Source organism: Streptomyces sp. NPDC107559 (assembly GCF_055657365.1).
In genome coordinates, this window is sequence record NZ_JBVKBD010000019.1 from 126166 (window position 1) to 148577 (window position 22412).

Below are 22412 nucleotides of genomic sequence, written 5' to 3' on the forward strand. Positions count from 1 at the left end.
TCGTGGTCGTCGACCGCGGGCGATAGGTTCGGCCCGTGAACGTGGACGTGGACGCGGACGGGTGGGAGTCGGGGCACCGGGCGGCGTACGGCTGCGGATCGTGGGAGCGGGCCCGTGACCAGGGACGGCTTCTGGTCGCCTGGCACGAGGAGCAGGACCTCGGACTCGGGGTCCCGGCGCCGGGGCGCCTCGCCGCGGGTTCCGGTCCGCGGGTGAAGTGGCCGTGGGGGAGCGGCCCGCACACCGTGGGCCTGCTGTTGTGGCGAGCCGCCTACGATGCCAGGAGTCTGGTCGACCGGGTGCCGCTGGCCGACGCGCTGCGCCACTGCGACCCCGCGGCCGTCCCGTTGTCGGCCGGGCCCCTGCCCGAGGCCGCCCGCAGCGGCGGGATCGGAGTCGGCAGCGCCGCAGCGGTGGCCGGGGCCGGACCGGTACTGCGGGCCCACCTGGAGGCCGATGTCCCGCACTCCCGCCCTGACGGAGTGCGGCTGACGGTCGGTTATCGGGTACGCGAGGTGCGGGCGGCGCCCGAACGGGACAACGGTGACTGGCCGACGGCCATCGCCCTGTGCCGCGAGGCGATGCGGCGGGCGGACGGCCTGCGGGCGCGGCGGAGCTGGCAGCCGACCGCTCAGGAGCGGTCCCTGTGCGGGCGGATGGGACTGGACCGGGAACCGGCAGGCCGACTCGCCGTGCCGGGGGGCCGGACGCCGGAGTGGTTGGCACAGGCCTCGCATCTGGTCGATCTCGCCACCACCCTGTCGGCCGCCGCCGACGCGCTGCCCTGTGACGGCGGGGGGAACCAGGTTCCGCCGGCGCAGGTCCTCGGTGCCACGGCCCGCGCGTGCGCGCAGCTGCGGACCAGCACAGAGGAGGTCGGCAGCCTGTGGGCGGCCGAGCCACGGCAGCCGGCCGACCCGGCCGCCTGGGAGCTGACGCACGTACCTGGCGCGCTGCGGGTCCAGACGGAGGAGACGGCACACCTGGTGCGGGCGGTCGCCGTCTTCCTGTGGATGGTGGCGTGCGACTGACCGCGGGGCGGGTGCCGACGGGCCGCTCAGGTCCGTGGCCGCCGCGATGCACGGGTCGGGGCCGTGCCGACCATCCGCTCTCGCAGTTCTCTGCCGCCGCGGGCTCAGTAGAAGTCGTCGCGGCGCTGCGCGCGGTTGACGGCGTCGCGCCGCTGCTGGAGCAGCCGGGCCGCGTCGTTCGCGGATATCTCCCGCAGGTGCGCCTGGCTCTGGAGGGTCATCATCGACCCCAGCGCGTGGCGCTGGGTCATCGGGTTGTCCACGCAGGCCCGATACAGCGCGGCGGCGCTCTCGCTGTCCTGATAGAGAGTGCGGTAGAGCTCGGCGGCACGGTACTGGGCGTAGGGGTGGTTGCGTGCGGCGGCCGCCAGAAAGTGCTCCAGAGCGTGCTCCGCGGGGGTTCGGGTCAGGGGGAGCAGCCGCTCCAGGTACAGGTCGCCGAGGGCGAGCATCGCTTCGGGTTCGCCCAGTTCCGCAGCGATGCGGTACCAGTGGGCCGCTTCACCGAAGGACTGCGTGATCTGCGCCTCGGGACAGCCGAGGTGAGACAGCGAAGCGAGGTAGTAGGCCGCCCGCGGCGAACCGGTGCTCTGTCGCAGTCGCGGCACCGCACGCGCATAGTGCCCCTGCACGTAGTCGATGTGCCCCAGAAGCTCGACGGCGGCGCTGTGGCCGGTGGCCGCCGCGGCGTCGAGGAAGTAGCCGGACGCGCCGCGGTGCTGCACGCTGTTCCAGCAGTGCAGGCCGATGCGGTAGTAGTCCTCGGCACTGGTCGGTTCGCGACCGTCCACGGTGAAGTCTGTCCCCTGCCACTGCACCATGTCGCCGCCCCTCATACCCCTGGCCTGCCCCGGCGGGCGCTCGGGTGTCATTGTGCCGCAAGGCTCGTGCCCCGGTCCCCGGGGTGAAGCTCCGGGGACCGGGGCACGAGCCTTGCGCGGGTGCCGTGGTGACCGAAGAGGGCCGGACGGCGGCGGACGTCAGGCCGCGGGCAGGCCCCATTTCTGCGCCGCGGTCCCGTTGCAGGTGTAGATCTGGAGCCGGGTGCCCTCCGTGGTGGAGGAGTTCGGGTCGTCCAGGCACAGACCCGAATTCGTGTTCTTCAGGGAGCCGTCGGATCCGACGGTCCACTTCTGGGCGCCGGTGCCGTTGCAGGTGTAGAGCTGTACGAGGGTGCCGTTGGTCGTTCCGCTGCTGGTCACGTCGAGGCACTTGCCGAGGGTGCGCAGGGTGCCGTCGGCCGCGATGTTCCAGTCCTGGGCGTAGGTGCCGTTGCAGGTCCACAGCCGGATCGCGGTGGAGTCGGCGGTGCCGGAGTTCGCGTCGTCGATGCACTGGGTCGCGGTGACCCCGGAGGTGATGGCACCGACGCGGGGCTTGGCCGGGGCGGTCGTGTCACCGGGGTAGGAAGGGGGCGCGGCGGACGCGGAGGCCGCCCAGGCGGTGTTCGGCGCGGTGCCGAGCGTGAAGGAGAGGGTGCCGCCCGAGGTGATCGCGGACGTGGGGGCGTAGGCGTTGTTCCAGGCTGCCCCGTTGAACGTCGCGGACTGCACGTACGGTGCGTTGTCCGCGGCGCCGTTGCCGTTGACCGTCAGGGTCGCGCCGGACGGCAGCGTGATCACGGCCTGGGAGAAGACCGGCGAACCGAGCGCGAGGTCGGCGGTGCCCGGGGTCATGGGGAACATGCCCAGCGCGGACCACACGTACCAGGCACTCATGGCGCCCAGGTCGTCGTTCCCGTCGGCCAGACCGGCCGGGCTGTTCGACCAGATCTGCTGCTGGACGGAGCGCACGGTCGCCTGGGTCTTGTACGGGGCGCCGATGTAGTCGTACTCCCACGGCAGTTCGATGCTGGGCTCGTTGCCGACCCAGGCGTAGCCGTTGGCGCCGGTGTAGCTGCGCAGCACGGTGTCGAGGTAGTGGCTCATCGCCGTGTTGCCGCCCTTGGCGGTGGCGAGCCCGGCCACGTTGAAGGGCACCATGCCGGTGTAGATCCAGGAGTCCGCCTCGACCATGTCCGTGCCGCTGGTGGGGTCGAAGCCCGAGGTCCAGGAGCCGTTGGCATTGCGGGGCTGGACGAAGCCGGAGGCCGGGTTGAGTGTGTTGCGCCAGTCCTGCGCGCGATGGGCGTACTTCTGCCGGCTCGCGGTGTCGCCGAGGGCGCCGGCGAACGCGGAGAGCGCGAAGTCGGCGGTGTCGTACTCCAGGGTCGTGGCGACGGGGCCGTAGAAGTTGCAGCAGCCGTAGCTGCCGTCGTGGGGTTCGTATCCGGGGCTGTCGAGGTAGTTCAGGCCAGGTCGGTCGTTGTTGGCTGTGCTCGCCTGCTTCAGCAGACCGGCCAGCGCCGTGGCGGTGTCGAAGTCCCGGGCGCCGAAGGCGTGGTAGTCGGCGATGATCGCGGCTGCCGGGTCACCGACCATGACGTAGGACTCGCCGTTGTTCTCCGACCACTTGGGGAAGATCCCGGTCTGGGTGTAGTCGTCGGTCATCGACTGGGCGGTGTCCGAGGCGACCTGCGGGCTGACCAGCGCCTCCAGTTGGGCCTGGGAGCGGTAGATGTCCCATCCGGAGTAGTTGGCGTAGGCGGCGCGATGTCCGGCGTCCACGGTGTGCGTCTTGCCGTCGAACCCGTAGTACTGGCCGTTGGTGTCGCTGATGACGTTCGGGTGCAGCAGCGAGTGGTAGAGCGCCGTGTAGAAGATCCGCTGCTGGTCGTCGGTGCCGCCGGCGATCTGGATCTTGCCGAGCGCGGCGTCCCAGGCGGAGTGGGCGGCGCTGCGCACGCTGTCGAAGTTCCAGCCGGCGTTCTCGGCGGTGCGGTTGGCGACGGCGTTCGCGACGGACACGTAGGAGACGCCGACCTTGGCCTGGACGACCTGGTTCGTGCTGGTGTCGAACGTGACGTGCCCGTTGGACGCGGCCGCCTGAGCCTGGTCCGAGGCGTCCGGCGCCTTGGCGGCGGCGGATTTCGGCAGCGCGCCGTGCAGGGTCGGCCGGTTCGGCTGTTCGGGGGCGTTCTGCCCGGCCCGGGAGGCGGCGGGCGCGGCGGTCTTCGCCGACGGCGCGAGCGCGCTGCCGCTGGAGCCGAACGGCCGGTCGAAGACCATGTCGAAGTAGACCGTGTAGGTGTTCCCGGCCCCGCAGAACCTCCCGCTCGTGACCTGGCCGCTGACCTCGGTACTGGAGACCACGTTGAACTGGGCCGAGGTGCCGCCGTTCTGGCTGCCGGTCAGTTTGAAGAGCAGGTTGGCCTGGGTGGTCGCGGGGAAGGTGAAGCGCGCCATGCCGCTGCGGGTGGTGGTGGTGAGTTCCGTGGTCACCTTGTTGTCGAGGGAGACCTTGTAGGACCCGGCCGACGCGGACTCGTTGGCGTGGGAGAAGGAGTCCGAGGCGTTGTTGACGACGGCACCCACCGTGGGCAGCACGGGTAAGTCGCCGGCCGCACCGCACCCCGGGCCCGCGATGTGGGTGAGACTGAACCCGGTGATCGAGGAGTCCTTGTACTCGTAGCCGCCGCCCGGGGGCCGTGACGAGGTGTCGGGACTCCACTGCACCATCCCGAACGGGACGTCCGCGCCCGGGAAGTCGTTGGCGTCGTTGGACGTGCCGATGAACGGGTTGACCAGGTCGGCCGGCGCCGTCACGAGCTCGGCCCGCTGCGGTGGCGCCGCCCAGGCGGCGGGGGCGGGCAGGACGTACCCGCCCAGGAGCGCGGCGGCGAAGGCGGCGCCCATGGCCGGACCGAGCCTTCGGCCACGAGCGGGGCGTCTGCTGTCGGCGGGCCGGCGGACACCGGCCGGAGTGGGGGACATCGCGATCTGCCTCCTGAGGAGATGCGGCGGGGGAGCAGGGTGACAACGTTGTCTGTCGAGCTGCCGTCTCTCGTACGGGAGGCAGGCGGGAGGCGGGCCCCGGTCGCCCTGTCGCGACAACGTTGTCTTACTGCGCCTGGAAGGCTTACGGCCTGAAAGTCGGTGCAGGGGTTCGAACCTGTTGCCGCACCGGAGGGTCGTTGCTCGACCCGCTCCGGAGCACTTCGCAAAGTAGTCAGAGGTCGTGTGCACGTCAATAGAACGGGCGCGGTTCCGTGTTGCGGTACGCCGGCTGCCGTCGCCGTGCCGGGAGCGGCCCTGTTGGTTGCTGTGGGTTCCTGGGCGGTACGGCGGACGCGGGCTCGGAGGGCCGCGTCCGGGCCCGCGTGGCGACCGACCCGTCGCTGTCGGCGGCGGGCGCGGCGGCCTCGGTGTGGTGAGCGCTTTCTGGTGGTGCTGCCGCCTGCCCGGTATCCCCATCGCGGCAGGTCGGCGCGCCGAGTGTGCATGTCGCTGGGTGCGCGTGAGTGCCGGTGGAGCCGTGCGGCGATGTGCGGCCACGGGAACGAACATGTACCGACAGCCAGCAAAGTACGTACCAAAGCGATGCCACAAATATTGACGTCTTCAAACAGGCTGCGTAGGTTCCGACCCGGTCGACGCGCGGCCCGTCCGTGCCGGCGCGCGCGGCCCGTCCGTGCAGGCGTACGTCCGGTCAAGGCTCGTCCTCGGAGGAGATGTGTCATGCCTATAACAAGATTCTCTTGGGCTGGGGCAGCGTTACGCAGGGCTGCCGCCCCCGGTCGCCGAGCGGCGAGGGCGGTGGCGGTCGCGGTGTCGGCTCTCGGACTGGCCCTCGGCGCCCTGATCGGCTTCCCCGGCGCGTCGCAGGCGGCCGGTTCCCTTCCCTGCGACATCTACGGCGGCGCCGGCACGGCCTGCGTGGCCGCGCACAGCACGGTGCGCGCCCTGTACTCCTCGTACAACGGACCGCTCTACCAGGTCACCCGCGCCTCGGACGGCGCGAGGAGCGACATCGGTCTGCTGGCCGCGGGCGGTTACGCGAACGCGGCGCAGCAGGACACGTTCTGCGCGAACACGACCTGCCGCATCACGAAGGTCTACGACCAGAGTCCGCGGCACAACGACCTCACGCCGGGGCCCGCGGGCACCGCCGGGGGCGTCGACCGAGGGGCCGACGCGAGCGAGATCGCCGTGACCGCGGGCGGTCACAAGGCGTACGGCATCTGGGTCTCGCCCGGCGTCGGGTACCGCTACACGGGCGTGGCGTCGGGCGTCGCGGTCAACGGGCAGCCCGAGGGCGTCTACATGGTGGCCAGCGGCACGCACGTCGGCTCCGACTGCTGCTTCGACTACGGCAACGCCGAGAGCACCCCGGCCGACACCGGCAACGGGCACATGGACGCCGTCAGCATCGCGACCACGTGCTACTTCGCGCCGTGCACCGGCTCGGGGCCGTGGGTCGAGGCCGACCTGGAGAACGGCATGTTCCAGGGCGACAACGGCTCCAACACCGCCAACCGAGGCAACAACAGCGCGTTCGTCACGGCCGTGCTGAAGAACGACGGACAGACGAAATACGCCCTCAAAGGCGGCAACTCCCAGTCGGGGGCCCTGACGACGTGGTGGGACGGAGGTCTGCCCACCCGCGGCGGCTACCGGCCGATGCAGCAGGAGGGCGGCATCATCCTCGGCATCGGCGGGGACAACAGCAACCGCAACCGCGGCACGTTCTTCGAGGGCGTCATGGTGGCCGGCTACCCGACCGACGCCGCGGAGAACGCGGTCCAGGCGAACATCGTCTCCGTCGGGTACTCCGGCCGGACCGACGTGCCCAACGGCCCGCAGGGGACGATCACCGGCCCCGGCGGCAAGTGCGTCGACGTCGCCGCTGACGACACCGGCACCAACGGCGCGGCCGTCCAGCTGTGGGACTGCCAGACCTATGCCGAGGACCAGCACTGGTCCCACCAGGCGGACGGCTCGCTGTCGACGATCGGGCGGTGTCTGGACATCGTCGGCAACGGCACCGCGAACGGCGCCAAGGCCGAGCTGTGGGACTGCAACGGGGTGGGCGGCCAGAAGTGGGTGCAGCAGGCCGACGGCTCGCTGCTCAACCCGCAGTCGGGCCGGTGCCTCGACTCGCCCAGCGGCGCCACCGGGAACGGGACGGTGCTCCAGATCTGGGACTGCAACGGCTCCGCGGCCCAGAAGTTCGCCGTGAACGGCGGAGCCGCGGTCACCGGCCCCGGTGGCAAGTGCGTCGACGTCGCCGCTGACGACACCGGCACCAACGGTACGGCCGTCCAGCTGTGGGACTGCCAGGCCTGGGCGGTGGACCAGCACTGGGCGCGCCGCACGGACACCTCGCTGGCCACGCTCGGGCGGTGCCTGGACATCAACGGCAACGGCACCGCGAACGGCACCGAGGTCGAGCTGTGGGACTGCAACGGGGTGGGCGGCCAGAAGTGGGTGCAGCAGGCCGACGGCTCGCTGCTCAACCCGCAGTCGGGCCGTTGCCTCGACTCGCCCGACGGTGCGACGGCGAACGGCACCCGCCTGCGGATCTGGGACTGCAACGGCTCCGCGGCCCAGAAGTTCGCGCTGCACTGACGTTGCCGCGCGGTCCGTCCGGGCAGCGGCCGGGTGCCCGGACGGCTCCGCCCCGGCAGACGTGACGCAGGTCACCCGATGGTCGCCCGGATCTTGGAATGTGTGGGTTTCCGCCACTGTTGGCTTGAAGGGGGCCTAGGGCCTGTCTTTCGGATCAGCTCGGTCTGATCCGAAAGACAGGCCCTAGGCCTGTTCCGAGGGTGTGCTGCGCGAGGACGCTCAGTGCGACGGGTCACGGGAGCTGGAGACGATCCAGGCCTTTTTCCTGCCCCTCGTTCCTGGATCGCTGTCTTCGAAGGGTTTCTCTGCGCCATGCCACTTGCCTTGCTGGCCCTGGCTGTCGTCGCGTTCGGCATCGGAACGACCGAATTCGCCACGATGGGGCTGCTGCCCCAGATCGCCGACGGCATCGGCGTGTCCGTGCCCCACGCGGGCAACCTCGTGTCGGCCTACGCGCTCGGCGTGGTCGTCGGCGCCCCCCTGCTGACGGGCATCTGTGCGCGGGTTCCCCACAAGCGCTTGCTGCTGCTCCTGTCCGGCCTGTTCGTGATCGGCAACGTCGCGTCCGCGCTCGCGCCGGGCTTCGGCCTCCTGTTCGCCGCGCGTTTCCTGGCGGGGCTGCCGCACGGGGCGCTGTTCGGTGTGGGCGCTGTCGTGGCCTCCCGACTGGTCGCTCCCGAACGGGCCGCGCGCGCGGTGTCGAAGATGTTCCTGGGGCTCACCATCGCGAACATCGTCGGTGTCCCGGCCGGCACGGCCCTCGGGCAGCACTTCGGCTGGCGGGCCGCCTACGCCGCGGTCGGCGTCATCGGCGTCATCGCGCTCGTCGCGCTGGCGCTGTTCGTCCCCGACCAGCCGCGCGGTGCGCAGTCCGGCATCCGGCACGAACTGCGCGCCATGGGCAACAGGCAGGTGGTGATCGGCCTGGCGACCGCGGTCGTGGGCTTCGGCGGGTTCTTCGCCGTCTACAGCTACCTGGTGCCGATGCTGACGAACCTGACGGGCATATCCGACTCCTCGACCACCTTGGTCCTCGCGCTCTACGGCGTCGGGATGACCCTCGGCACGCTGGTCGCGGGCCCGCTCACGGACCGAGCCCTGCGTCCCACCCTGTACGCGGGGCTCGCGCTGCTCGCCGCGGCGCTCGTGACGTTCTACTTCACGGTCCACAGCACGGTGCCCGCCCTGCTGACGATCACCTTCATCGGCGCCATGGGCTCCCTGATCACCACGCCCGTCCAGATGCTGCTCATGGCCAAGGCGAAGGACGCCCCCACGATGGCGGCCGCGTCCAACCACTCCGCCTTCAACCTGGCCAACGCGGGCGGTGCCTGGCTGGGCGGCCTGGCCATCTCGGCGGGCTGGGGCTGGGGCTCGCCCAACCTGGTCGGCGCGGCACTCGCGGTGGCGGGCCTGGGCCTGGCCGTCGTCGGCGGGCTCGTCGACCGCGGCGACGCCGGCTCCGTCGTGGTCACCTCGTCCGGTACGGAAGCCGCGACGGCCGCCGGTCAGGTCACGGCAGCCCAGGGCCGCGACTGACCGCCCACTCCCTCTCGGCACTCGGCCCCCGGCGACCGCCGGGGGTCGAGGCGTATCAGGACCCCCCAGCCCTTAAGCGGAGTGGTCCGTCTTAATTGCAGCTTAAACGGGTCTTAAGCTGTGTTGGGTCAGGCCTGCCTCTTCAACTAACCGCAGGTCAGGGCGATTTGGGGATTCGCGTTCCGGTTGGCGGTGGTGGCGATCGTGCGTATCGTCTGGTCCACCGACGACGCGTGCCGCGTATGAGAGAGCGCTCTCAGCAGCTCGCCCGCCCGCGCGTCCGGTGTGCACCGACCGGTGTCCGATCCGGAAGTTCCCCACAGACAAGGTGTGTTCCGCCATGGCCGCTCACCGCGCCCGCCGATGGTCGTTGGGAGGGCTGGCGTGTCTCGCAGCCGCCGCCCTCACCACCGCCATCCTCTTCAACACGTCAGGTCCCGCCGCGAACCGTGCCGGCGCGGCCACGGTGCAGACCTGGTCCGACGACTTCGACGGCGCCGCGGGCAGCGCGCCCAACTCCTCGAAGTGGACCCTGGAGACGGGCGGCGGCGGCAACGGCAACCACGAGTTGCAGTACTACACGAACAGCACCAGCAACGCCGCGCTCGACGGCAACGGCAACCTGGTCATCACCGCCCGCAAGAACAGCGACACCGGACTCCAGTGCTGGTACGGCACCTGCCAGTACACGTCGGCGCGGCTGAACACGGCGAAGACGTTCACCCAGGCGTACGGCCACTTCGAGGCCCGTATCAAGGTCCCGCGCGGCCAGGGCGTCTGGCCGGCCTTCTGGATGCTGGGCGACAACCTCGGCAGCGCGGGATGGCCGAACAGCGGTGAGATCGACATCATGGAGAACATCGGCAAGGAGCCCGGGGCGGTGCACGGCACCATCCACGGCCCCGGCTACTCCGGCGCCGGTGGCATCGGCGCCGCGTACACCCTGCCCAACGGCAAGGCGTTCGCGGACGACTTCCACGTCTTCGCCGTCGGCTGGAGCCCCACCGCGATCACCTGGTCGGTGGACGGACAGAACTACGAGACCCGCACCCCGGCCGACGTGAACGGCAACAGGTGGGTCTACGACCACCCGTTCTTCATCATCCTGAACTTCGCGGTCGGCGGTGACTGGCCGGGCAGCCCCGACGCCGGCACCTCCTTCCCGCAGACCATGACCGTCGACTACGTCCACGTCACCGCCTCGGGCACCGGTTCCGGCTCCGGCTCCGGTGGCACGAGCCGCACCGGCGCCATCAAGGGCATCGGCGACATGTGCGTGGACGTCGCGGGCGCCTCCAGCGCCGACGAGACCCCGATCCAGCTGCACAACTGCAACGGTGCCGACGCCCAGAAGTGGACGCTGGGCAGCGACGGGACCGTACGGGCCCTGGGCAAGTGCCTCGACGTCAAGGCCGCTTCGCACGACGACGGTGCCGCCGTCCAGCTCTACACCTGCAACGGGACCAAGGCCCAGCAGTGGACGTACACCGCCGCCCGCGACCTGACCAACACCGGCGCGGACAAGTGCCTCGACGCCAAGGGCGGTTCCTCCGCCGACGGCACCCGACTGCAGATCTGGACGTGCTCCGGCAACGCCAACCAGAAGTGGACCGTCGGCTGAGCCGTCCGGCCCGGACCTCGCCTCCCCCCACCCTTTCCCCGAGCGCCCCGGCCTCGGCCGGGGCCGCCCCGTAAGGAGCTCCCCCCATGGCACCCCGTCACCAGCGCAACCTGACCCGCCGCAAGATGATGTTCGCCCTCGGCGGCGCCGCCGTGGGCATCCCGGCGATCGCCGCCATCGCCCCGTACGCGCTCGCCGACCAGTCCGGCGCAGGCACCACCGCGGCGACCGGCTCGCTCCCGATGACCATCTTCAACAGGAGCGGCTCGTTCGACAACGCCTCCGTGCATCTCTACGTCGTCGGCAACCTGGACGGAAAGCAGGTCCGGCTCACCCCGGACGGCACGGTCACCCCGATCGCCCTCTCCGACAACGGTGCCGACGGCTTCACCGACTACGCCATCCCGCTCGCGGGCAGCGGCGACACCAAGCTGTCCCTGCCGTTCATGTCCGGCCGCATCTACGTCGCACTCGGCCAGAAGCTCAAGTTCAAGGTGGTGACCGACGGCAACGGCAACGCGGCGCTCCAGTACCCGGCCGGATGGGTCACCTCGGACCCCAACTACGGGGTGCTGCACGACTGCGCCGAGTTCACGCACAACGCGGCCGGCATGTTCTGCAACACCACCATGGTCGACATGTTCAGCATCCCGATGGCCATCCGCCTCACCGGGGACAAGGACCAGACGACGGGCACCCTCCGCGACGGCGGACGCGCCGCCGCCTTCGCCGCCGTCAAGAAGGTCGAGGAGTTCGCGCCGCTCGTCGTGGACGACACCCGCATCATCGCCCCCGGCCACGGCCTGGACGCGGGCATCTTCAAGAAGGACTACTTCGCCCCGTACATCGACACGGTGTGGAGCACTTACACCGGCAAGGACCTCAAGGTCACCACCAACGCCGGCACGTTCACCGGCCGGGTGCGCGCCGACCGGTTCACCTTCGACGGACCGGCCTCCGTGTCCTTCGCCAAGCCGTCGACCCGGGACGTCCTCTTCTGCGACGGCAACCTCGCCGCGCCCAACGACGGCACCACCGGCCCCGTCGCCGCGGTCCTGGGCGCGGGCTTCAACCGTTCCACGCTGCTGGCCGACATCGCCCAGCCCGCCACCGACCCGGCCGCCTTCTACCAGGGCAGCCTGACCAACCACTACGCGAAGGCGATCCACGCGGCGACCGTGGACGGCAAGGCGTACGGATTCGCCTTCGACGACGTCGCGGACTTCGCCTCCTACGTCCAGGACACCAGCCCGACCGGCTTCACCCTCACGCTGTCGGCGTTCTGACGCCCGACACTGCGACACTGCGACGCTCGGCGGCTCGGCGGCTCGGCGGCCGTCGAGCGGTCAGCGTTTGCCGGCTGCCCGGTCGCTGGGCTCCTCCTCGTCCTCCCACTCCTCGTCGTCCTCCAACTCCTCTTCCCCGTCGGGCTCTTCCCCGTCCTCCGGCTCTTCCTCTTCCTCTTCGTCTTCCTCCGGCTCTTCCTCGTCCTCGGGCTCTTCTGCGTCCTCCTCGTATTCGTCCTCGGCGTATTCGTCCTCCTCGTCCTCGGGAGGCGTCTCTTCGCCTTCCTCCGACTCGTACGCGGCTTCCTCCTCCTCTTCCTCCATCGCCTCCTCGTGGGTGCGGACCACCTCGCCGTCGCGGATCTCCCCGCGCCAGCCTTCGGGCTCCTGGCTGGTGAGGCTCACGAACCGCTGGAAGTGCTTGGCGTCCAGCCGCAGCCGACGGCCCTGGGCACGCCAGATGTTGCCGGTCTTCTCGAACAGACCGGAGGGGTAGTACTCGACGACCAGAACGATGTGCGTGAGCGTGGGCGTCACTTCATGGAAGCTGACACAGCCCCGGGTGCTGCCCTTCGCACCCTCGGAGGTCCACACGATCCGTTCGTCCGGGATCTGCTCCTGGATCGTCGCCTTCCAGGAACGGGTGGAGGGCCCGACCTTCACCTTCCAGTCGCTGGTGGTGTCGTCGTTCCGGGACGCGCTGCGCACCCCCTTGGTGAAGTCGCTGAATTTCTCGAACTGGGTCCAGTGGTCGTAGGCGAAGCGCACCGGGACGCCGACGTCGAGGTGTTCGACGATGTTCATCACCTTGGTGGTGCCGGACTTGCGTCCCTTTCCCTTGCCGCCGAACAGGTTCTTGGCCTTCTCGGTCAGGTTGCTCTTGATGCTCTTGGCCTTCTCGCCGATCAGGGCCTTGACGGGTGAATCGCCCTGGAGAACGCGGGCACCGACCTTGGGAAGAATGCCGCCGTTCTCGGACACCTCCGTCAACTGGTCGGTGAGGCCACCCAGTTTGTCCCCCGCCTTCTCCGCCAGGTTCTCCACCTGGGCGCCCATGTATTCGACGAGTTCGTCACGCAGCTGGTCGAAGCCGGAAGTCTGGTGTTGCCCGGAGTCCTGTGCCGTCCTGGCCATGACCTACCTCCGCCGTGCCGAGGCCTTCTTGGCCGTCGTCTTCTTCTGGGCAGTCTTCCTGGTCGCGGCCTTTCGGGCCGGTGCCGCCGTCTTCTTGGCGGTCTTCTTCGCCGGTGGCGCCGCCTTCGCCGCCGTCTTCCTGGCGGTCTTCTTCGCGGGGGCGGCCCTCTTCCCGGCGGACTTCTTGGCCGGTGTCGCGGACTTCTTGGCGGTCTTCTTCGCCGGCGGCGCGGACTTCTTCGCCGTCCTCTTGGCTGTCTTCTTCGCCGGCGCCTGCCTGGTCGTGGGGGCGGTGCGGTGCCGATGCCTGGCCGCGGGCCCGGTCCGCTCCTCCTCGGGTTCCTCCTCCTCGTCCTCTTCTTCCTCCTCTCCCTCTTCGTCCTCCGGCTCCTCTTCGTCCTCCGGTTCGTATTCCTCCTCCTCTTCGGGTTCTTCGGCCTCCTCCGCCTCGTACTCCCCGTTCTCCTCCGGCTCTTCCTCTTCCTCCTCCGTGCCGATGCGGGCGGTGCGCTGGTGCAGCGCTTCCGCGAGGTCCGCGAACTTGCGGTCGGCCGCGGCCATGAGCGCCTTGCGTCCCGCGTCCTTGAGCTCGCCGCGCACCTGCTCGTTGAGTTCGGCGAACTGCGGCAGTTCCTGGACCCTGCGCAGCCCCTCGGTGAGCAACTGCTGTGGTTCCAGGCCGAATCGGCGCCCGGCGAGGTAGGTGGCCACTCCGAAGGCCATCCGCCCCTTCTTCGCGCGACCGAGGACGTAGCCGCCGGCGAGCGCGGCGGCAACAGCGATCTTGGTCGAATCGTTCATCAGTCGTTCCCTCCGGAGAGCTGCTGTCTCCCCGCTGGTGCGCCGCGGTCAGGGGCTCATCGCGGCCAACCTTTACGGGCGTATATGCTTAAATGGTACGTTTCCATGTCAGGGTGATGCCGCTCCAGTCACGGGACGAAGCACATGGCCGCGTCAGAGAAGGACGGCAGCGGGAGCAGGAAGCGCCCCTCCCGCGCGGAAGGTGCTGCAGCACGCTCGGGCAGCCGGGCGGCCGGGCGGTCGGGCAAACGCTCGGCGGCATGGGCCATGCGGTCGGCGGCCGGACAGCTGGCGGAACTCCTCGGACGGGCCCCCGAGTCGGTGTCGGCCGTCAAGCGCACCGACGACGGTTGGGAAGCCGACGTCGAGGTACTTGAGCTGGAGCGCATCCCCGAAACCACCAGCGTCATGGGGACCTATCACGTGACGCTGGACGAGGACGGCGACCTGCTGGCGTACGAGCGGACCCGCCGCTACACGCGGGGGCAGATCGACCGGCGCGGCTGACATTCCAGGGGCGGTGAAGGGAGACGCCATGACCATGGTGCCGCAGGGCGGAGGCGGCGTTGCCAGAGGAAGTACAGGGACGTTGTACGACGTCCTGGATCTGATCCTCGACCGCGGCCTCGTCATCGATGTCTTCGTCCGGGTCTCTCTCGTGGGCATCGAGATCCTCAAGATCGACGCCCGCATCGTCGTCGCCAGCGTGGACACCTACCTCCGCTTCGCCGAGGCCTGCAACCGCCTGGACCTCGAGTCCGGCAGCAAGCAGCCCACCCAGCTCACCGACCTCGTCGGCGAGATCACCGAGGGCGGGGCAAGAGGCAAGTCCAAGGGCGCGCTCAGCGGTGCGGTCGAGGCGGTCAAGGATGCCCTGCCCAGCGGTCGTGAGGACGAGGAGGACGAGGACGAGTACGAGGCGGACGGAGAAGGCGAGGAAGCGGAAGTCGAGTACGAGGAGGAGCCGAGGGCGGCCCGGCGGTCGGCCAGACGGGCTTCCCGGCGGGACAGGGAGTGACCATGACCGTCTACGTCTACTCCATCGTCTCGAAGGACCATCCGGTACGTCTGGACGACGTCCACGGCGTCGGCGAACCTCCCGGCTCGCTGCGCACGGTGACGGCCGGCGTGCTGTGCGCGGTCGTCAGTGACGCGCCCGAGGATCTGCGCCCCAGACGCCGCGACGTCCTTGCCCACCAGCAGGTCCAGGAGCACCTCATGGCCGACGGGGCGGTGCTGCCGCTGCGCTTCGGGCTGACGACCGACGACGACGACTCCGTCAGAAGGGCCCTGGAGGACCGGGCCGGGGAATACCAGGAACGGCTGGAGACCCTGGAAGGCTGCGTCGAATACCACCTGCGGGCCACCTGGGAGGAGGACGCGCTGCTGCGACGGATCCTGCTGGAGTCGCCGGAGGCCCGCGAACTCAACGCGCAGATCCGCGCCGGTGCGGGTACCCCCGACATGTCGATCGCGCTCGGCGAACTGGTCGCGCAGGAGGTCCAGGCCCGGCAGCAGGCGCTCGGCGCGGGCATCATCGAGGCGCTGCGCCCCTACGCGACGGAGGAGAGCGTCACCGCCGCCGGAAGCCAGGACTTCGTGAACGCCTCCTTCCTCGTCGACTCGTCCCAGGAGGAGATGTTCCTGGCCACCGAGATCAGCGTCGCCAACCAACTGGGCGAGGAGTGCGAGCTCCGGCTGCGCGGCCCCCTGCCTCCGTACAGCTTCGTCTGAGAGGTACTGCTCATGGGCCTGATCGGTCAGATCCTCACGCTTCCGCTGGCGCCCGTGCGGGGCGTGGGCTGGGTCGTGGACCGGGTGGTGGAGGCCGCCGAGCAGGAGTACTACGACCCCGAACCGGTGGAACGTGAACTCGCCGCGCTGGAGAAGGAACTGCTCGCGGGCCGCATCGACCAGGCGACCTTCGACGCACGCGAGGACGAACTGCTCGACCGGCTGGAAGAGATCGCCGCCTACCGTCGGGGCGACACCGCGAACTGAGCGGAAATCGAGGTGGCCGCGTGACCGATCGCCCTGTCGACCGGCTGAGTTCGTACCCTTCCCGGGCCGTGTCGCCGTACTCCCAGGGTCAGGGTTCCTCCGCGAACCTGGCCGACATTCTCGAACGCGTCCTCGACAAGGGGATCGTCATCGCCGGGGACATCCGGATCAACCTGCTGGACATCGAACTCCTCACCATCAAGCTCCGCTTGATCGTCGCCTCCGTCGACAAGGCCAAGGAGATGGGAATCGACTGGTGGGAGCACGACCCGTCGCTGTCCTCCCGAGCCCACGGCGAAAGCGCGCTGTCCATGGAGAACAGGCGCCTGCGTGCCGAGATCGAGGCACTGAAGGAGGAGCGGGAGCTGCCGCCCGGCGAGGAGGAGAAGGCCGTACGGCCGTCCGGCGAGAAGGAGAAGCCCGTACGGCCGTCCGGCGAGAAGGAGAAGCCCGTACGGCGGCGCAGCGCCCCGCGATCGTCCAAGAGCCGACGCAGCCGCGAGGCGCAGGATGAGTGACCGGGATGACTGACGCCGTCACCTACGCCTACGCCGTGGTCCGCCACGACGCCGCGGGCCTCGACGCGGCCCTGGCCGGTGTCGTCGGTGTGGCCGGGAAGCCGGTCCACCTCGTGCCGCAGGGCACCGGGAGCGATCTCGCGGCCGTCGTGAGCACGGTGCCCGCGCAGGACTTCCAGGAGAGCGCCCTGCGTCGGCATCTGGAGGACCTGGACTGGCTGGAGACGGTGGCCCGCGCCCACCACACCGTGATCGAGATCCTGTCCGCGCACACCACCGTGCTGCCGCTGCGACTGGCCACCGTGTACCTCGACGAGGACCGGGTGCGCGGGGCCCTCCGTGACGACGCGGAGATGTTCACGCGGGCGCTGGACCGGCTGGCCGGGCACATCGAGTGGGGGGTCAAGATCTATGTCGAACCGCGGGCGGAGACGGCCGGCCCCGCCGATCCCGCCGCGGACGACGGCCTCGGCGCCGGGCGGGCCTATCTGCGCGCCCGCCGGGCCCAGCGGCACTCGCGCGACGAGGCCCACCGCGCCGCGAGCCAGGCCGCCGAACGCGTCGAGGAGATAGGTGAGGCGGTGGCCGCCGGACGCGCCCGCCACCGCGTGCAACAGGGAGAACTCGCCTCCGGCGCCGGGGAGAACGTCGTCAACGACGCCTATCTCGTGGCACGGGAGCAGGCGGAGACCTTCCGCACCGAGATCCTGCGGGCCGCCGAGGGCCTGCCCGGCATCCGCGTCGACGTCACCGGGCCCTGGGCCCCGTACTCCTTCGCCGCCCAGCCCGGTACGGAGCCCCGTGCACCGGAGGCACCGGACAAGGCGCCATGAGCGCGGCCGACGGACCGTCGGGGAGCGAGCCCCTCGCACAGCGGCAGGTGGCCCTCATCGATCTGCTCGACCGGCTGCTCAGCGGCGGGGCCGTCCTGACCGGCGATGTCGTGCTGTCGATCGCGGACATCGACCTCGTGCGCATCTCCCTGCGAGCCTTGATCGTTTCAGTGAGCGCGCAGACCCCGTCGCCGTGGCAGAGGCCCACAGGGCCCGGGCCCGAGGACGCGCCGTGAGCGGCCCGGGCGACCGTCCGGCCGATCGCCTCGGCGAGATCGCCGACGCCGCCACGCGGGCGTTCCGGCTGCTGCCCGCCGTACCGGACGACATCACGCCCACGCGAGGCGGCTCCCCGCCGCGTCCCGCCCGCCGTATCACCACCGATCCCGACACCGTGGAACGCGATCTGGTCAGGCTCGTCCTCACCCTGGTGGAACTGCTGCGCCAGCTCATGGAGCGGCAGGCGCTGCACCGCGTCGACCAGGGCGACCTCACCGAGGAGGAGGAAGAGCGGCTGGGAATGACCTTGATGATCCTGCACGACCGCATGACCGAACTCTGCGCCCGCTACGGACTGACCATGGCGGATCTCAACCTCGACCTCGGCCCGCTGGGCACGCTGCTCCCACCCGACCCGTCCGGCTGAACCCACGAGGGTTTCGACTGCCCGCAGCACGGGCACGCGGCGACTGGAACTCGACGGACGTACCGGCGACTGGAACTCGACGGAGGTACTGAGATGGGTGCCGGCGAGAAGGCCAAGGCGAAGGCCGAGCAGGTCGTGGGAAAGGCCGTCCGAAAGGTGGCTCACGCGGTACACAACGACACCGTCGCGGCCAAGGGCGCCGCCCTCCAGACCAGGGGCGCGATGCGGGGCGCGAAGGAGAGGACCAAGGACTCCTTCAAGCACTGACCCGGCCCGCGGCAGGCGTCACCGAAGTGCGGCACCGACGGCCCGCTCCTAGGGTGGACCGCGGGCACGCCGTGCCGTGTCATCGCCGCACCTGCCGCGGTTGCGCACTGTCGGTCGCAATCACCTGCGGGTCGACTGCTGTTGATCCCCGACGAGACGTTCCGCCGATCCCCGACGGGACGATCCGCGCCGGCCCTCACTGCCGCTGGAGAGACCCGACATGCTCTCGAACACCGCCAGGCCCGTCGTCACCGCGACGCTTCCGGTCGTCGCCCAGCACATCGGGGACATCACCCAACGCTTCTACAAGCACATGTTCGCCGAGCACCCCGAACTGCTGGACGGCGTGTTCAACCGGGGCAATCAGGCCCACGGCTCCCAGCAGCAGGCGCTCGCCGGTTCGGTCGCGGCCTTCGCCGGCGGGCTGGTGAAGACACCGGAGCAGTCGCCGGACCACCTGCTCAACCGGATCGCGCACAAGCACGCGTCCCTCGGGATCCGTCCCGACCAGTACCGGATCGTCCACGACAACCTGATGTGGGCCATCGTCGACGTCCTCGGCGACGCGGTCACCCCGGAGGTCGCCGCGGCCTGGGACGAGGTCTACTGGCTGATGGCCAACGCCCTGATCAACCAGGAGCGCGGCCTCTACAGCGCGCGGGGCGTCACGCCGGAGACGGTGTGGCGGAAGTGGGAGGTCGAGAAGAAGATCAAGGAGACGGCCGATGTCGTCACCTTCGTGCTCAAGCGGGTCGACGACCGGCTGGTGACGACCTCGCTCCCGGGCCAGTACGTCACCGTGCTGATGACCATGCCCGACGGGGTGCGCCAGCCGCGCCAGTACAGCCTGACCCGGGCCGACGACGGTGAGCACCGCCAGTTCTCGGTCAAGCGCGTCCACGGCGGCGGCGAACCCGACGGCGAGATGTCCAATTTCCTGCACGACTCGGTCGAGGTGGGCGACGTCCTCACGGTGTCGCTTCCCTACGGCGACGTCGTGCTCGACGACTCGGGACGGCCGGTGGTGTTCGCCACGGCGGGCATCGGGATCAGCCCGATGGCAGGGATGCTCTCGCACCTCGTCCAGGCCGAGTCCCGGCTGCCGATCACCATGCTCCACGCCGACGCCGACGAAGCGTCCTTCGCGCTGCGCCGCCAGGTGGTCAGCGACGTCCTGGAGCTGCCCAGCGCGGAACTGTACGTGTGGTACGACAGCGGAGCGGTCACCAACGAGCCGGTGACCGGGGTGTTCCCGGGACTGATGGACATCGACCAGGTCGAACTCCCCGACGACGCGGTGTACTACATGTGCGGCCCGCTGGCCTTCATGCAGCCCCTGCGCAGCAGGCTCCTCGAACGCGGCGTCCCGCCCCAGGACATCCAGTACGAGGTGTTCGGCCCCGACCTGTGGCAGGCGGACGTCGACTGAGCGTCCGCCGCCGGACCGGCCCTACCAGTCGGTCAGGTCGACCAGGAGGTCGCAGTGCGGGTCGTCCGGTGCGGGCCGCCGGTACTGCTGCTCCCCGACGAGGCCGGCCATCGAGGAGATCAGCGCGGTGGCGGGAGCCTCGGCCAGACGGATGTCGACGCCGATCACGCCGGGCCGGTCCGGACGCTGCACGTACAGACGCAACGCGCCCTCGCCGTGCATCAGGAAACCGATCAGGAAGGGGTTTTCGTCGTCGCCGGGGCCCGACAGGGCGCGTACGACCGTGAGCGCCCTGCCCGCTTCGGGCTCCGGGTCCGGGACGATCTCCTGCGGGCGCAGCCGGATGAGGGTCATGCCCATGACCTCGCCGATGTCACTGCTGCTGTAGAGCTGGAGACCGCTCAGGACGGTACGTAGGAGTCCGGGGACGTAGTACGGGGTCACCGTGTCGTGGGGGATCTCGTACAGCAGGTCCATGCTGTGCCCCTCGTCCCCGGCGCGGACGGCGATGCGCACGGCGCCGGGTGCGGGCAGCACGCCACGCAGACGGCAGTGCTCGGCGACCGGCGCGTTGAGGTAGTCCAGCATCCGCCGGGTGATGTCCGCCTGCTGCTCACGGTCTTCAGGATCTGTCACGGCTGCATCCCTGTGGGGCACTTGTCGTTTGCGGGTCGGGTACATCGACCACTCTGCACGTCTTCGTGCCGGCCGTCGCCCGGTGTCCACGGGCTCGATCGGCCGAGCTCATTCTCGAGGGCGACCAACGGCAACCGTCGACGTCCCTGCTAGACCCAGGTGTCGAGCCACATCCTCGACCGCCAGAAGTCGATCGGGACGGTCTCGGCGGTGTACAGGGGCCAGAAGCAGATGAAGTTCCAGGTGATGAGCAGGACGAGGACGCCTGCGGCCACCATGCCCCGGGTGCGGCGTCTGCCGGTCGTTCCCGGCGGCCCCGGCAGGGCGGCGAGCATTGTCGTCACGGCCAGGCACAGGTACGGCACGAGGACGACGGCGTAGAAGGAGAAGATCGTCCGGTCCTGGTACAGGAACCAGGGGAGATAACCGGCACCCACCGCGCCCAGGACGGCGCCGCACCGCCAGTCGCGGCGCAGCGCCCACCGGTAGAGCAGGTACACGAGCGCGCAGCAGGCCGACCACCACAGCAGCGGTGTGCCCAGGGCAAGGATCGTCCGGGCACAGCCGGCCGTCGTCCGGCAGCCGGTCGTCCCGGGGCTCGGTGAGGTGTAGTGGAACAGCACCGGGCGGCCGAGGACCAGCCAACTCCAGGGATTCGACTCGTATCTGTGGGGGGTGTGCAGTCCCACGTTGAACCGGTAGACGGCGTACTCGTAGTGCCACAGGCTGCGCAGCGGGGCCGGGATCCACGACCAGGTGCCGCCGCGGCCGTCCGCCCAGTGGCGCCCGTATCCGTCGTCGGAAAGGAACCAGCCGCTCCAGGTCGCCAGATACGTCAGGACCGCGACCGGGACGAGAGAAAGCACCGACCGGCCGAGGTCCTTGCGCAGCATCGCGCGCCACGGCCGGCGCGCCCCCGCCACCCGGCGGGCGCCGACGTCCCACAGCAGGGTGAGGACCGCGAACCAGGCGAGGAAGTACAGCCCGTTCCATTTGGTCGAGGCCGCCAGTCCCAGGCAGACCCCGGCCGCGATCCGCCAGGGACGCGCTCCCGTCCCGGCCCGGTCACCGGTGGACGCGTCCGGGCGCACCCGGCCGTCCTCGTCGACCGGCAGTCGTGCCGCCAGCCGGAACCGCGCGTGGTCCCGGTCGACGAGCAGGCATCCGAACGCCGCCAGCGCGAAGAACATGACGACGAGGTCGAGCAGCGCGGCGCGGCTCATCACGAAGTGCAGACCGTCGACCGCCATCAGCGCTCCGGCCAGGCAGCCCAGCGCCGTCGAACGGAACAGACGGCGTCCGACGCGACACAGCATCAGCACCGACAGCGTGCCGAGAGCCGCCGTCATGAAGCGCCAGCCGAACGGGTTCAGGCCGAACAGCCACTCGCCGAGGGCGATCACCCACTTGCCCGTCGGCGGGTGCGCGACGAACGCCCCGGCGTCGGACAGCGGGATCACCTGGGGACGGGCCAGGATCTGCGGGTCGGAGACCGTGCGGTCCGGCCAGCTGCCCTCGTAGCCGAGCCGCAGCAGCGACCAGGCGTCCTTGGCGTAGTACGTCTCGTCGAACACGACCGCCCGCGGGTCGCCCAGACGCCAGAAGCGCAGCAGTCCGGCGAGCAGCGTCACCAGCAGTGGCCCGCCCCAGCCCGACCAGCGGGCCGCCCGGCTCGCCCCTTCCGGGGACAGCCCGAGCATGCGCCACGGACGTGTGCCGGGTTCGGGGAACGGCACCACCAGGCGATCGCGCACGGACGCGTACGGCCGCTCGACGTGCCCGAAGCGGCGCAGCCGCCGCTCCCAGGACTCCGGCCGGACGATCGGCGCCCGGTGCGGCTCGCCGACGCGCGCGGGCGCGTTCTCAGGGATCACGTGGGGAGCTCTCCGGCTGGTGGCGGGCGTGGGGCGAGGGCACCCCATGGGCAGCGGAGGCGGAGCGCGCCGCCGTCGGCATCGGGACCGACTCGGCCGAGGTGACAGGGCGGGGCTGCGGACCCCCGTCCCTGCCCTGGGCGAAGGCGCTCGCCAGGAACACCAGCCCGACGCCGAGCCCTGCCAGCGCCAGCGCGGATCCGGTGGCCAGCCAGGCCGCGCGGGCCCGCCGCCGGGCACGGACGGCACCGTGCAGGCGACGCCGGTGCCGGTCCTCGTAGGGCGTGTCCTCCCGGCTGTCCCGCATCAGGCGCGCCAGCTCCTGCTCGAAGTGATCCATGGCTCCTTCT

At 70.4% G+C, this 22412-nt stretch carries 22 protein-coding genes; 15 read left to right on the top strand and 7 right to left on the bottom strand.

Annotation, left to right across the window (positions count from 1 at the left end; all coding sequences use genetic code 11):
* The first annotated feature begins 35 nt into the window (after positions 1–35).
* A complete protein-coding gene (locus ACZ7OY_RS36950) occupies positions 36–1031 on the top strand; it encodes a hypothetical protein (RefSeq protein ID WP_472249950.1) in 996 nt (331 codons plus the stop codon).
* Between the two features lie 104 nt (positions 1032–1135).
* Here ACZ7OY_RS36950 and ACZ7OY_RS36955 read toward each other — a convergent pair whose 3' ends face one another.
* Together ACZ7OY_RS36955 and ACZ7OY_RS36960 are read right to left on the bottom strand one after the other, a co-directional pair.
* The gene (locus ACZ7OY_RS36955) at positions 1136–1852 is read right to left on the bottom strand and encodes a tetratricopeptide repeat protein (protein WP_472249951.1); all 717 of its coding nucleotides are present in this window, start codon (positions 1850–1852) and stop codon (positions 1136–1138) included.
* A gap of 159 nt (positions 1853–2011) precedes the next feature.
* Positions 2012–5416, bottom strand: coding sequence for a lectin (locus ACZ7OY_RS36960; protein WP_472249952.1), 3405 nt, complete (start codon positions 5414–5416; stop codon positions 2012–2014).
* Between the two features lie 171 nt (positions 5417–5587).
* Between ACZ7OY_RS36960 and ACZ7OY_RS36965 the strand changes: the two genes are divergently transcribed.
* The 4 genes from ACZ7OY_RS36965 to ACZ7OY_RS36980 all read left to right on the top strand — a co-directional run bounded on the left by ACZ7OY_RS36965 (position 5588) and on the right by ACZ7OY_RS36980 (position 11923).
* Positions 5588–7477, top strand: coding sequence for an arabinofuranosidase catalytic domain-containing protein (locus tag ACZ7OY_RS36965; RefSeq protein ID WP_472249953.1), 1890 nt, complete (start codon positions 5588–5590; stop codon positions 7475–7477).
* Between the two features lie 312 nt (positions 7478–7789).
* Positions 7790–9016, top strand: a complete 1227-nt coding sequence (locus tag ACZ7OY_RS36970; protein WP_472249954.1) for an MFS transporter — start codon at positions 7790–7792, stop codon at positions 9014–9016.
* A gap of 340 nt (positions 9017–9356) precedes the next feature.
* The gene (locus ACZ7OY_RS36975) at positions 9357–10637 is read left to right on the top strand and encodes a ricin-type beta-trefoil lectin domain protein (protein WP_472249955.1); all 1281 of its coding nucleotides are present in this window, start codon (positions 9357–9359) and stop codon (positions 10635–10637) included.
* A gap of 86 nt (positions 10638–10723) precedes the next feature.
* Positions 10724–11923, top strand: coding sequence for a beta-1,3-glucanase family protein (locus ACZ7OY_RS36980; RefSeq protein WP_472249956.1), 1200 nt, complete (start codon positions 10724–10726; stop codon positions 11921–11923).
* A gap of 60 nt (positions 11924–11983) precedes the next feature.
* Here ACZ7OY_RS36980 and ACZ7OY_RS36985 read toward each other — a convergent pair whose 3' ends face one another.
* Both ACZ7OY_RS36985 and ACZ7OY_RS36990 read right to left on the bottom strand, forming a co-directional pair.
* The gene (locus ACZ7OY_RS36985; protein WP_472249957.1) at positions 11984–13057 is read right to left on the bottom strand and encodes an SRPBCC family protein; all 1074 of its coding nucleotides are present in this window, start codon (positions 13055–13057) and stop codon (positions 11984–11986) included.
* A 3-nt stretch (positions 13058–13060) separates the two neighbouring features.
* Complete coding sequence (locus ACZ7OY_RS36990; RefSeq protein ID WP_472249958.1) at positions 13061–13858, bottom strand: histone protein; 798 nt, start codon at positions 13856–13858, stop codon at positions 13061–13063.
* Between the two features lie 144 nt (positions 13859–14002).
* Here ACZ7OY_RS36990 and ACZ7OY_RS36995 point away from each other — a divergent pair, with 144 nt between their 5' ends.
* From ACZ7OY_RS36995 to ACZ7OY_RS37040, 10 genes are all read left to right on the top strand, one after another.
* Positions 14003–14365 (top strand): gas vesicle protein GvpO, encoded by a 363-nt coding sequence (locus ACZ7OY_RS36995; protein WP_351609230.1) that lies wholly within the window; start codon positions 14003–14005, stop codon positions 14363–14365.
* 28 nt (positions 14366–14393) lie between these two features.
* A complete protein-coding gene (locus ACZ7OY_RS37000) occupies positions 14394–14876 on the top strand; it encodes a gas vesicle structural protein GvpA (RefSeq protein WP_472249959.1) in 483 nt (160 codons plus the stop codon).
* Between the two features lie 2 nt (positions 14877–14878).
* Positions 14879–15592 carry a GvpL/GvpF family gas vesicle protein gene (locus ACZ7OY_RS37005; protein ID WP_472249960.1) on the top strand — a complete coding sequence of 238 codons (714 nt, stop codon included), beginning with the start codon at positions 14879–14881 and terminating at the stop codon, positions 15590–15592.
* Positions 15593–15604: 12 nt separating this feature from the next.
* Positions 15605–15859 carry a gas vesicle protein GvpG gene (locus ACZ7OY_RS37010; protein ID WP_351609222.1) on the top strand — a complete coding sequence of 85 codons (255 nt, stop codon included), beginning with the start codon at positions 15605–15607 and terminating at the stop codon, positions 15857–15859.
* Between the two features lie 20 nt (positions 15860–15879).
* Positions 15880–16377 (top strand): gas vesicle protein, encoded by a 498-nt coding sequence (locus ACZ7OY_RS37015; protein WP_472249961.1) that lies wholly within the window; start codon positions 15880–15882, stop codon positions 16375–16377.
* Between the two features lie 5 nt (positions 16378–16382).
* A complete protein-coding gene (locus ACZ7OY_RS37020; RefSeq protein ID WP_472249962.1) occupies positions 16383–17210 on the top strand; it encodes a GvpL/GvpF family gas vesicle protein in 828 nt (275 codons plus the stop codon).
* Entirely contained in the window at positions 17207–17446 is a 240-nt protein-coding gene (locus tag ACZ7OY_RS37025; protein WP_472249963.1) for a gas vesicle protein, read from the top strand. Before ACZ7OY_RS37020 ends, ACZ7OY_RS37025 begins: the two co-directional genes overlap by 4 nt.
* Positions 17443–17856, top strand: a complete 414-nt coding sequence (locus ACZ7OY_RS37030; RefSeq protein WP_472249964.1) for a gas vesicle protein K — start codon at positions 17443–17445, stop codon at positions 17854–17856. Before ACZ7OY_RS37025 ends, ACZ7OY_RS37030 begins: the two co-directional genes overlap by 4 nt.
* A 93-nt stretch (positions 17857–17949) precedes the next feature.
* Positions 17950–18123 (top strand): hypothetical protein, encoded by a 174-nt coding sequence (locus ACZ7OY_RS37035; protein WP_472249965.1) that lies wholly within the window; start codon positions 17950–17952, stop codon positions 18121–18123.
* Between the two features lie 220 nt (positions 18124–18343).
* The gene (locus ACZ7OY_RS37040; RefSeq protein WP_472249966.1) at positions 18344–19552 is read left to right on the top strand and encodes a globin domain-containing protein; all 1209 of its coding nucleotides are present in this window, start codon (positions 18344–18346) and stop codon (positions 19550–19552) included.
* A 21-nt stretch (positions 19553–19573) separates the two neighbouring features.
* Here ACZ7OY_RS37040 and ACZ7OY_RS37045 read toward each other — a convergent pair whose 3' ends face one another.
* From ACZ7OY_RS37045 to ACZ7OY_RS37055, 3 genes are all read right to left on the bottom strand, one after another.
* Positions 19574–20188, bottom strand: a complete 615-nt coding sequence (locus tag ACZ7OY_RS37045) for a hypothetical protein (protein WP_472249967.1) — start codon at positions 20186–20188, stop codon at positions 19574–19576.
* Between the two features lie 149 nt (positions 20189–20337).
* A complete protein-coding gene (locus tag ACZ7OY_RS37050; RefSeq protein ID WP_472249968.1) occupies positions 20338–22110 on the bottom strand; it encodes a dolichyl-phosphate-mannose--protein mannosyltransferase in 1773 nt (590 codons plus the stop codon).
* Entirely contained in the window at positions 22052–22402 is a 351-nt protein-coding gene (locus ACZ7OY_RS37055; protein WP_472249969.1) for a hypothetical protein, read from the bottom strand. The genes ACZ7OY_RS37050 and ACZ7OY_RS37055 overlap by 59 nt, the downstream gene beginning before the upstream one ends.
* Between the last annotated feature and the right edge of the window lie 10 nt (positions 22403–22412).

What these genes read in the sequence shown, in the direction of transcription:
- ACZ7OY_RS37055 (WP_472249969.1), bottom strand. Translation starts at nt 22,402, where the DNA reads ATGGATCACTTCGAGCAGGAGCTGGCGCGCCTGATGCGGGACAGCCGG.
- ACZ7OY_RS37020 (WP_472249962.1), top strand. Translation starts at nt 16,383, where the DNA reads ATGACTGACGCCGTCACCTACGCCTACGCCGTGGTCCGCCACGACGCC.
- ACZ7OY_RS36990 (WP_472249958.1), bottom strand. Translation starts at nt 13,858, where the DNA reads ATGAACGATTCGACCAAGATCGCTGTTGCCGCCGCGCTCGCCGGCGGC.
- ACZ7OY_RS37000 (WP_472249959.1), top strand. Translation starts at nt 14,394, where the DNA reads ATGACCATGGTGCCGCAGGGCGGAGGCGGCGTTGCCAGAGGAAGTACA.
- ACZ7OY_RS36970 (WP_472249954.1), top strand. Translation starts at nt 7,790, where the DNA reads ATGCCACTTGCCTTGCTGGCCCTGGCTGTCGTCGCGTTCGGCATCGGA.
- ACZ7OY_RS36975 (WP_472249955.1), top strand. Translation starts at nt 9,357, where the DNA reads ATGGCCGCTCACCGCGCCCGCCGATGGTCGTTGGGAGGGCTGGCGTGT.
- ACZ7OY_RS36960 (WP_472249952.1), bottom strand. Translation starts at nt 5,416, where the DNA reads ATGTTCGTTCCCGTGGCCGCACATCGCCGCACGGCTCCACCGGCACTC.
- ACZ7OY_RS36955 (WP_472249951.1), bottom strand. Translation starts at nt 1,852, where the DNA reads ATGGTGCAGTGGCAGGGGACAGACTTCACCGTGGACGGTCGCGAACCG.
- ACZ7OY_RS37005 (WP_472249960.1), top strand. Translation starts at nt 14,879, where the DNA reads ATGACCGTCTACGTCTACTCCATCGTCTCGAAGGACCATCCGGTACGT.
- ACZ7OY_RS36965 (WP_472249953.1), top strand. Translation starts at nt 5,588, where the DNA reads ATGCCTATAACAAGATTCTCTTGGGCTGGGGCAGCGTTACGCAGGGCT.
- ACZ7OY_RS37025 (WP_472249963.1), top strand. Translation starts at nt 17,207, where the DNA reads ATGAGCGCGGCCGACGGACCGTCGGGGAGCGAGCCCCTCGCACAGCGG.
- ACZ7OY_RS36980 (WP_472249956.1), top strand. Translation starts at nt 10,724, where the DNA reads ATGGCACCCCGTCACCAGCGCAACCTGACCCGCCGCAAGATGATGTTC.
- ACZ7OY_RS37010 (WP_351609222.1), top strand. Translation starts at nt 15,605, where the DNA reads ATGGGCCTGATCGGTCAGATCCTCACGCTTCCGCTGGCGCCCGTGCGG.
- ACZ7OY_RS36985 (WP_472249957.1), bottom strand. Translation starts at nt 13,057, where the DNA reads ATGGCCAGGACGGCACAGGACTCCGGGCAACACCAGACTTCCGGCTTC.
- ACZ7OY_RS36995 (WP_351609230.1), top strand. Translation starts at nt 14,003, where the DNA reads ATGGCCGCGTCAGAGAAGGACGGCAGCGGGAGCAGGAAGCGCCCCTCC.
- ACZ7OY_RS37035 (WP_472249965.1), top strand. Translation starts at nt 17,950, where the DNA reads ATGGGTGCCGGCGAGAAGGCCAAGGCGAAGGCCGAGCAGGTCGTGGGA.
- ACZ7OY_RS37040 (WP_472249966.1), top strand. Translation starts at nt 18,344, where the DNA reads ATGCTCTCGAACACCGCCAGGCCCGTCGTCACCGCGACGCTTCCGGTC.
- ACZ7OY_RS37050 (WP_472249968.1), bottom strand. Translation starts at nt 22,110, where the DNA reads ATGGGGTGCCCTCGCCCCACGCCCGCCACCAGCCGGAGAGCTCCCCAC.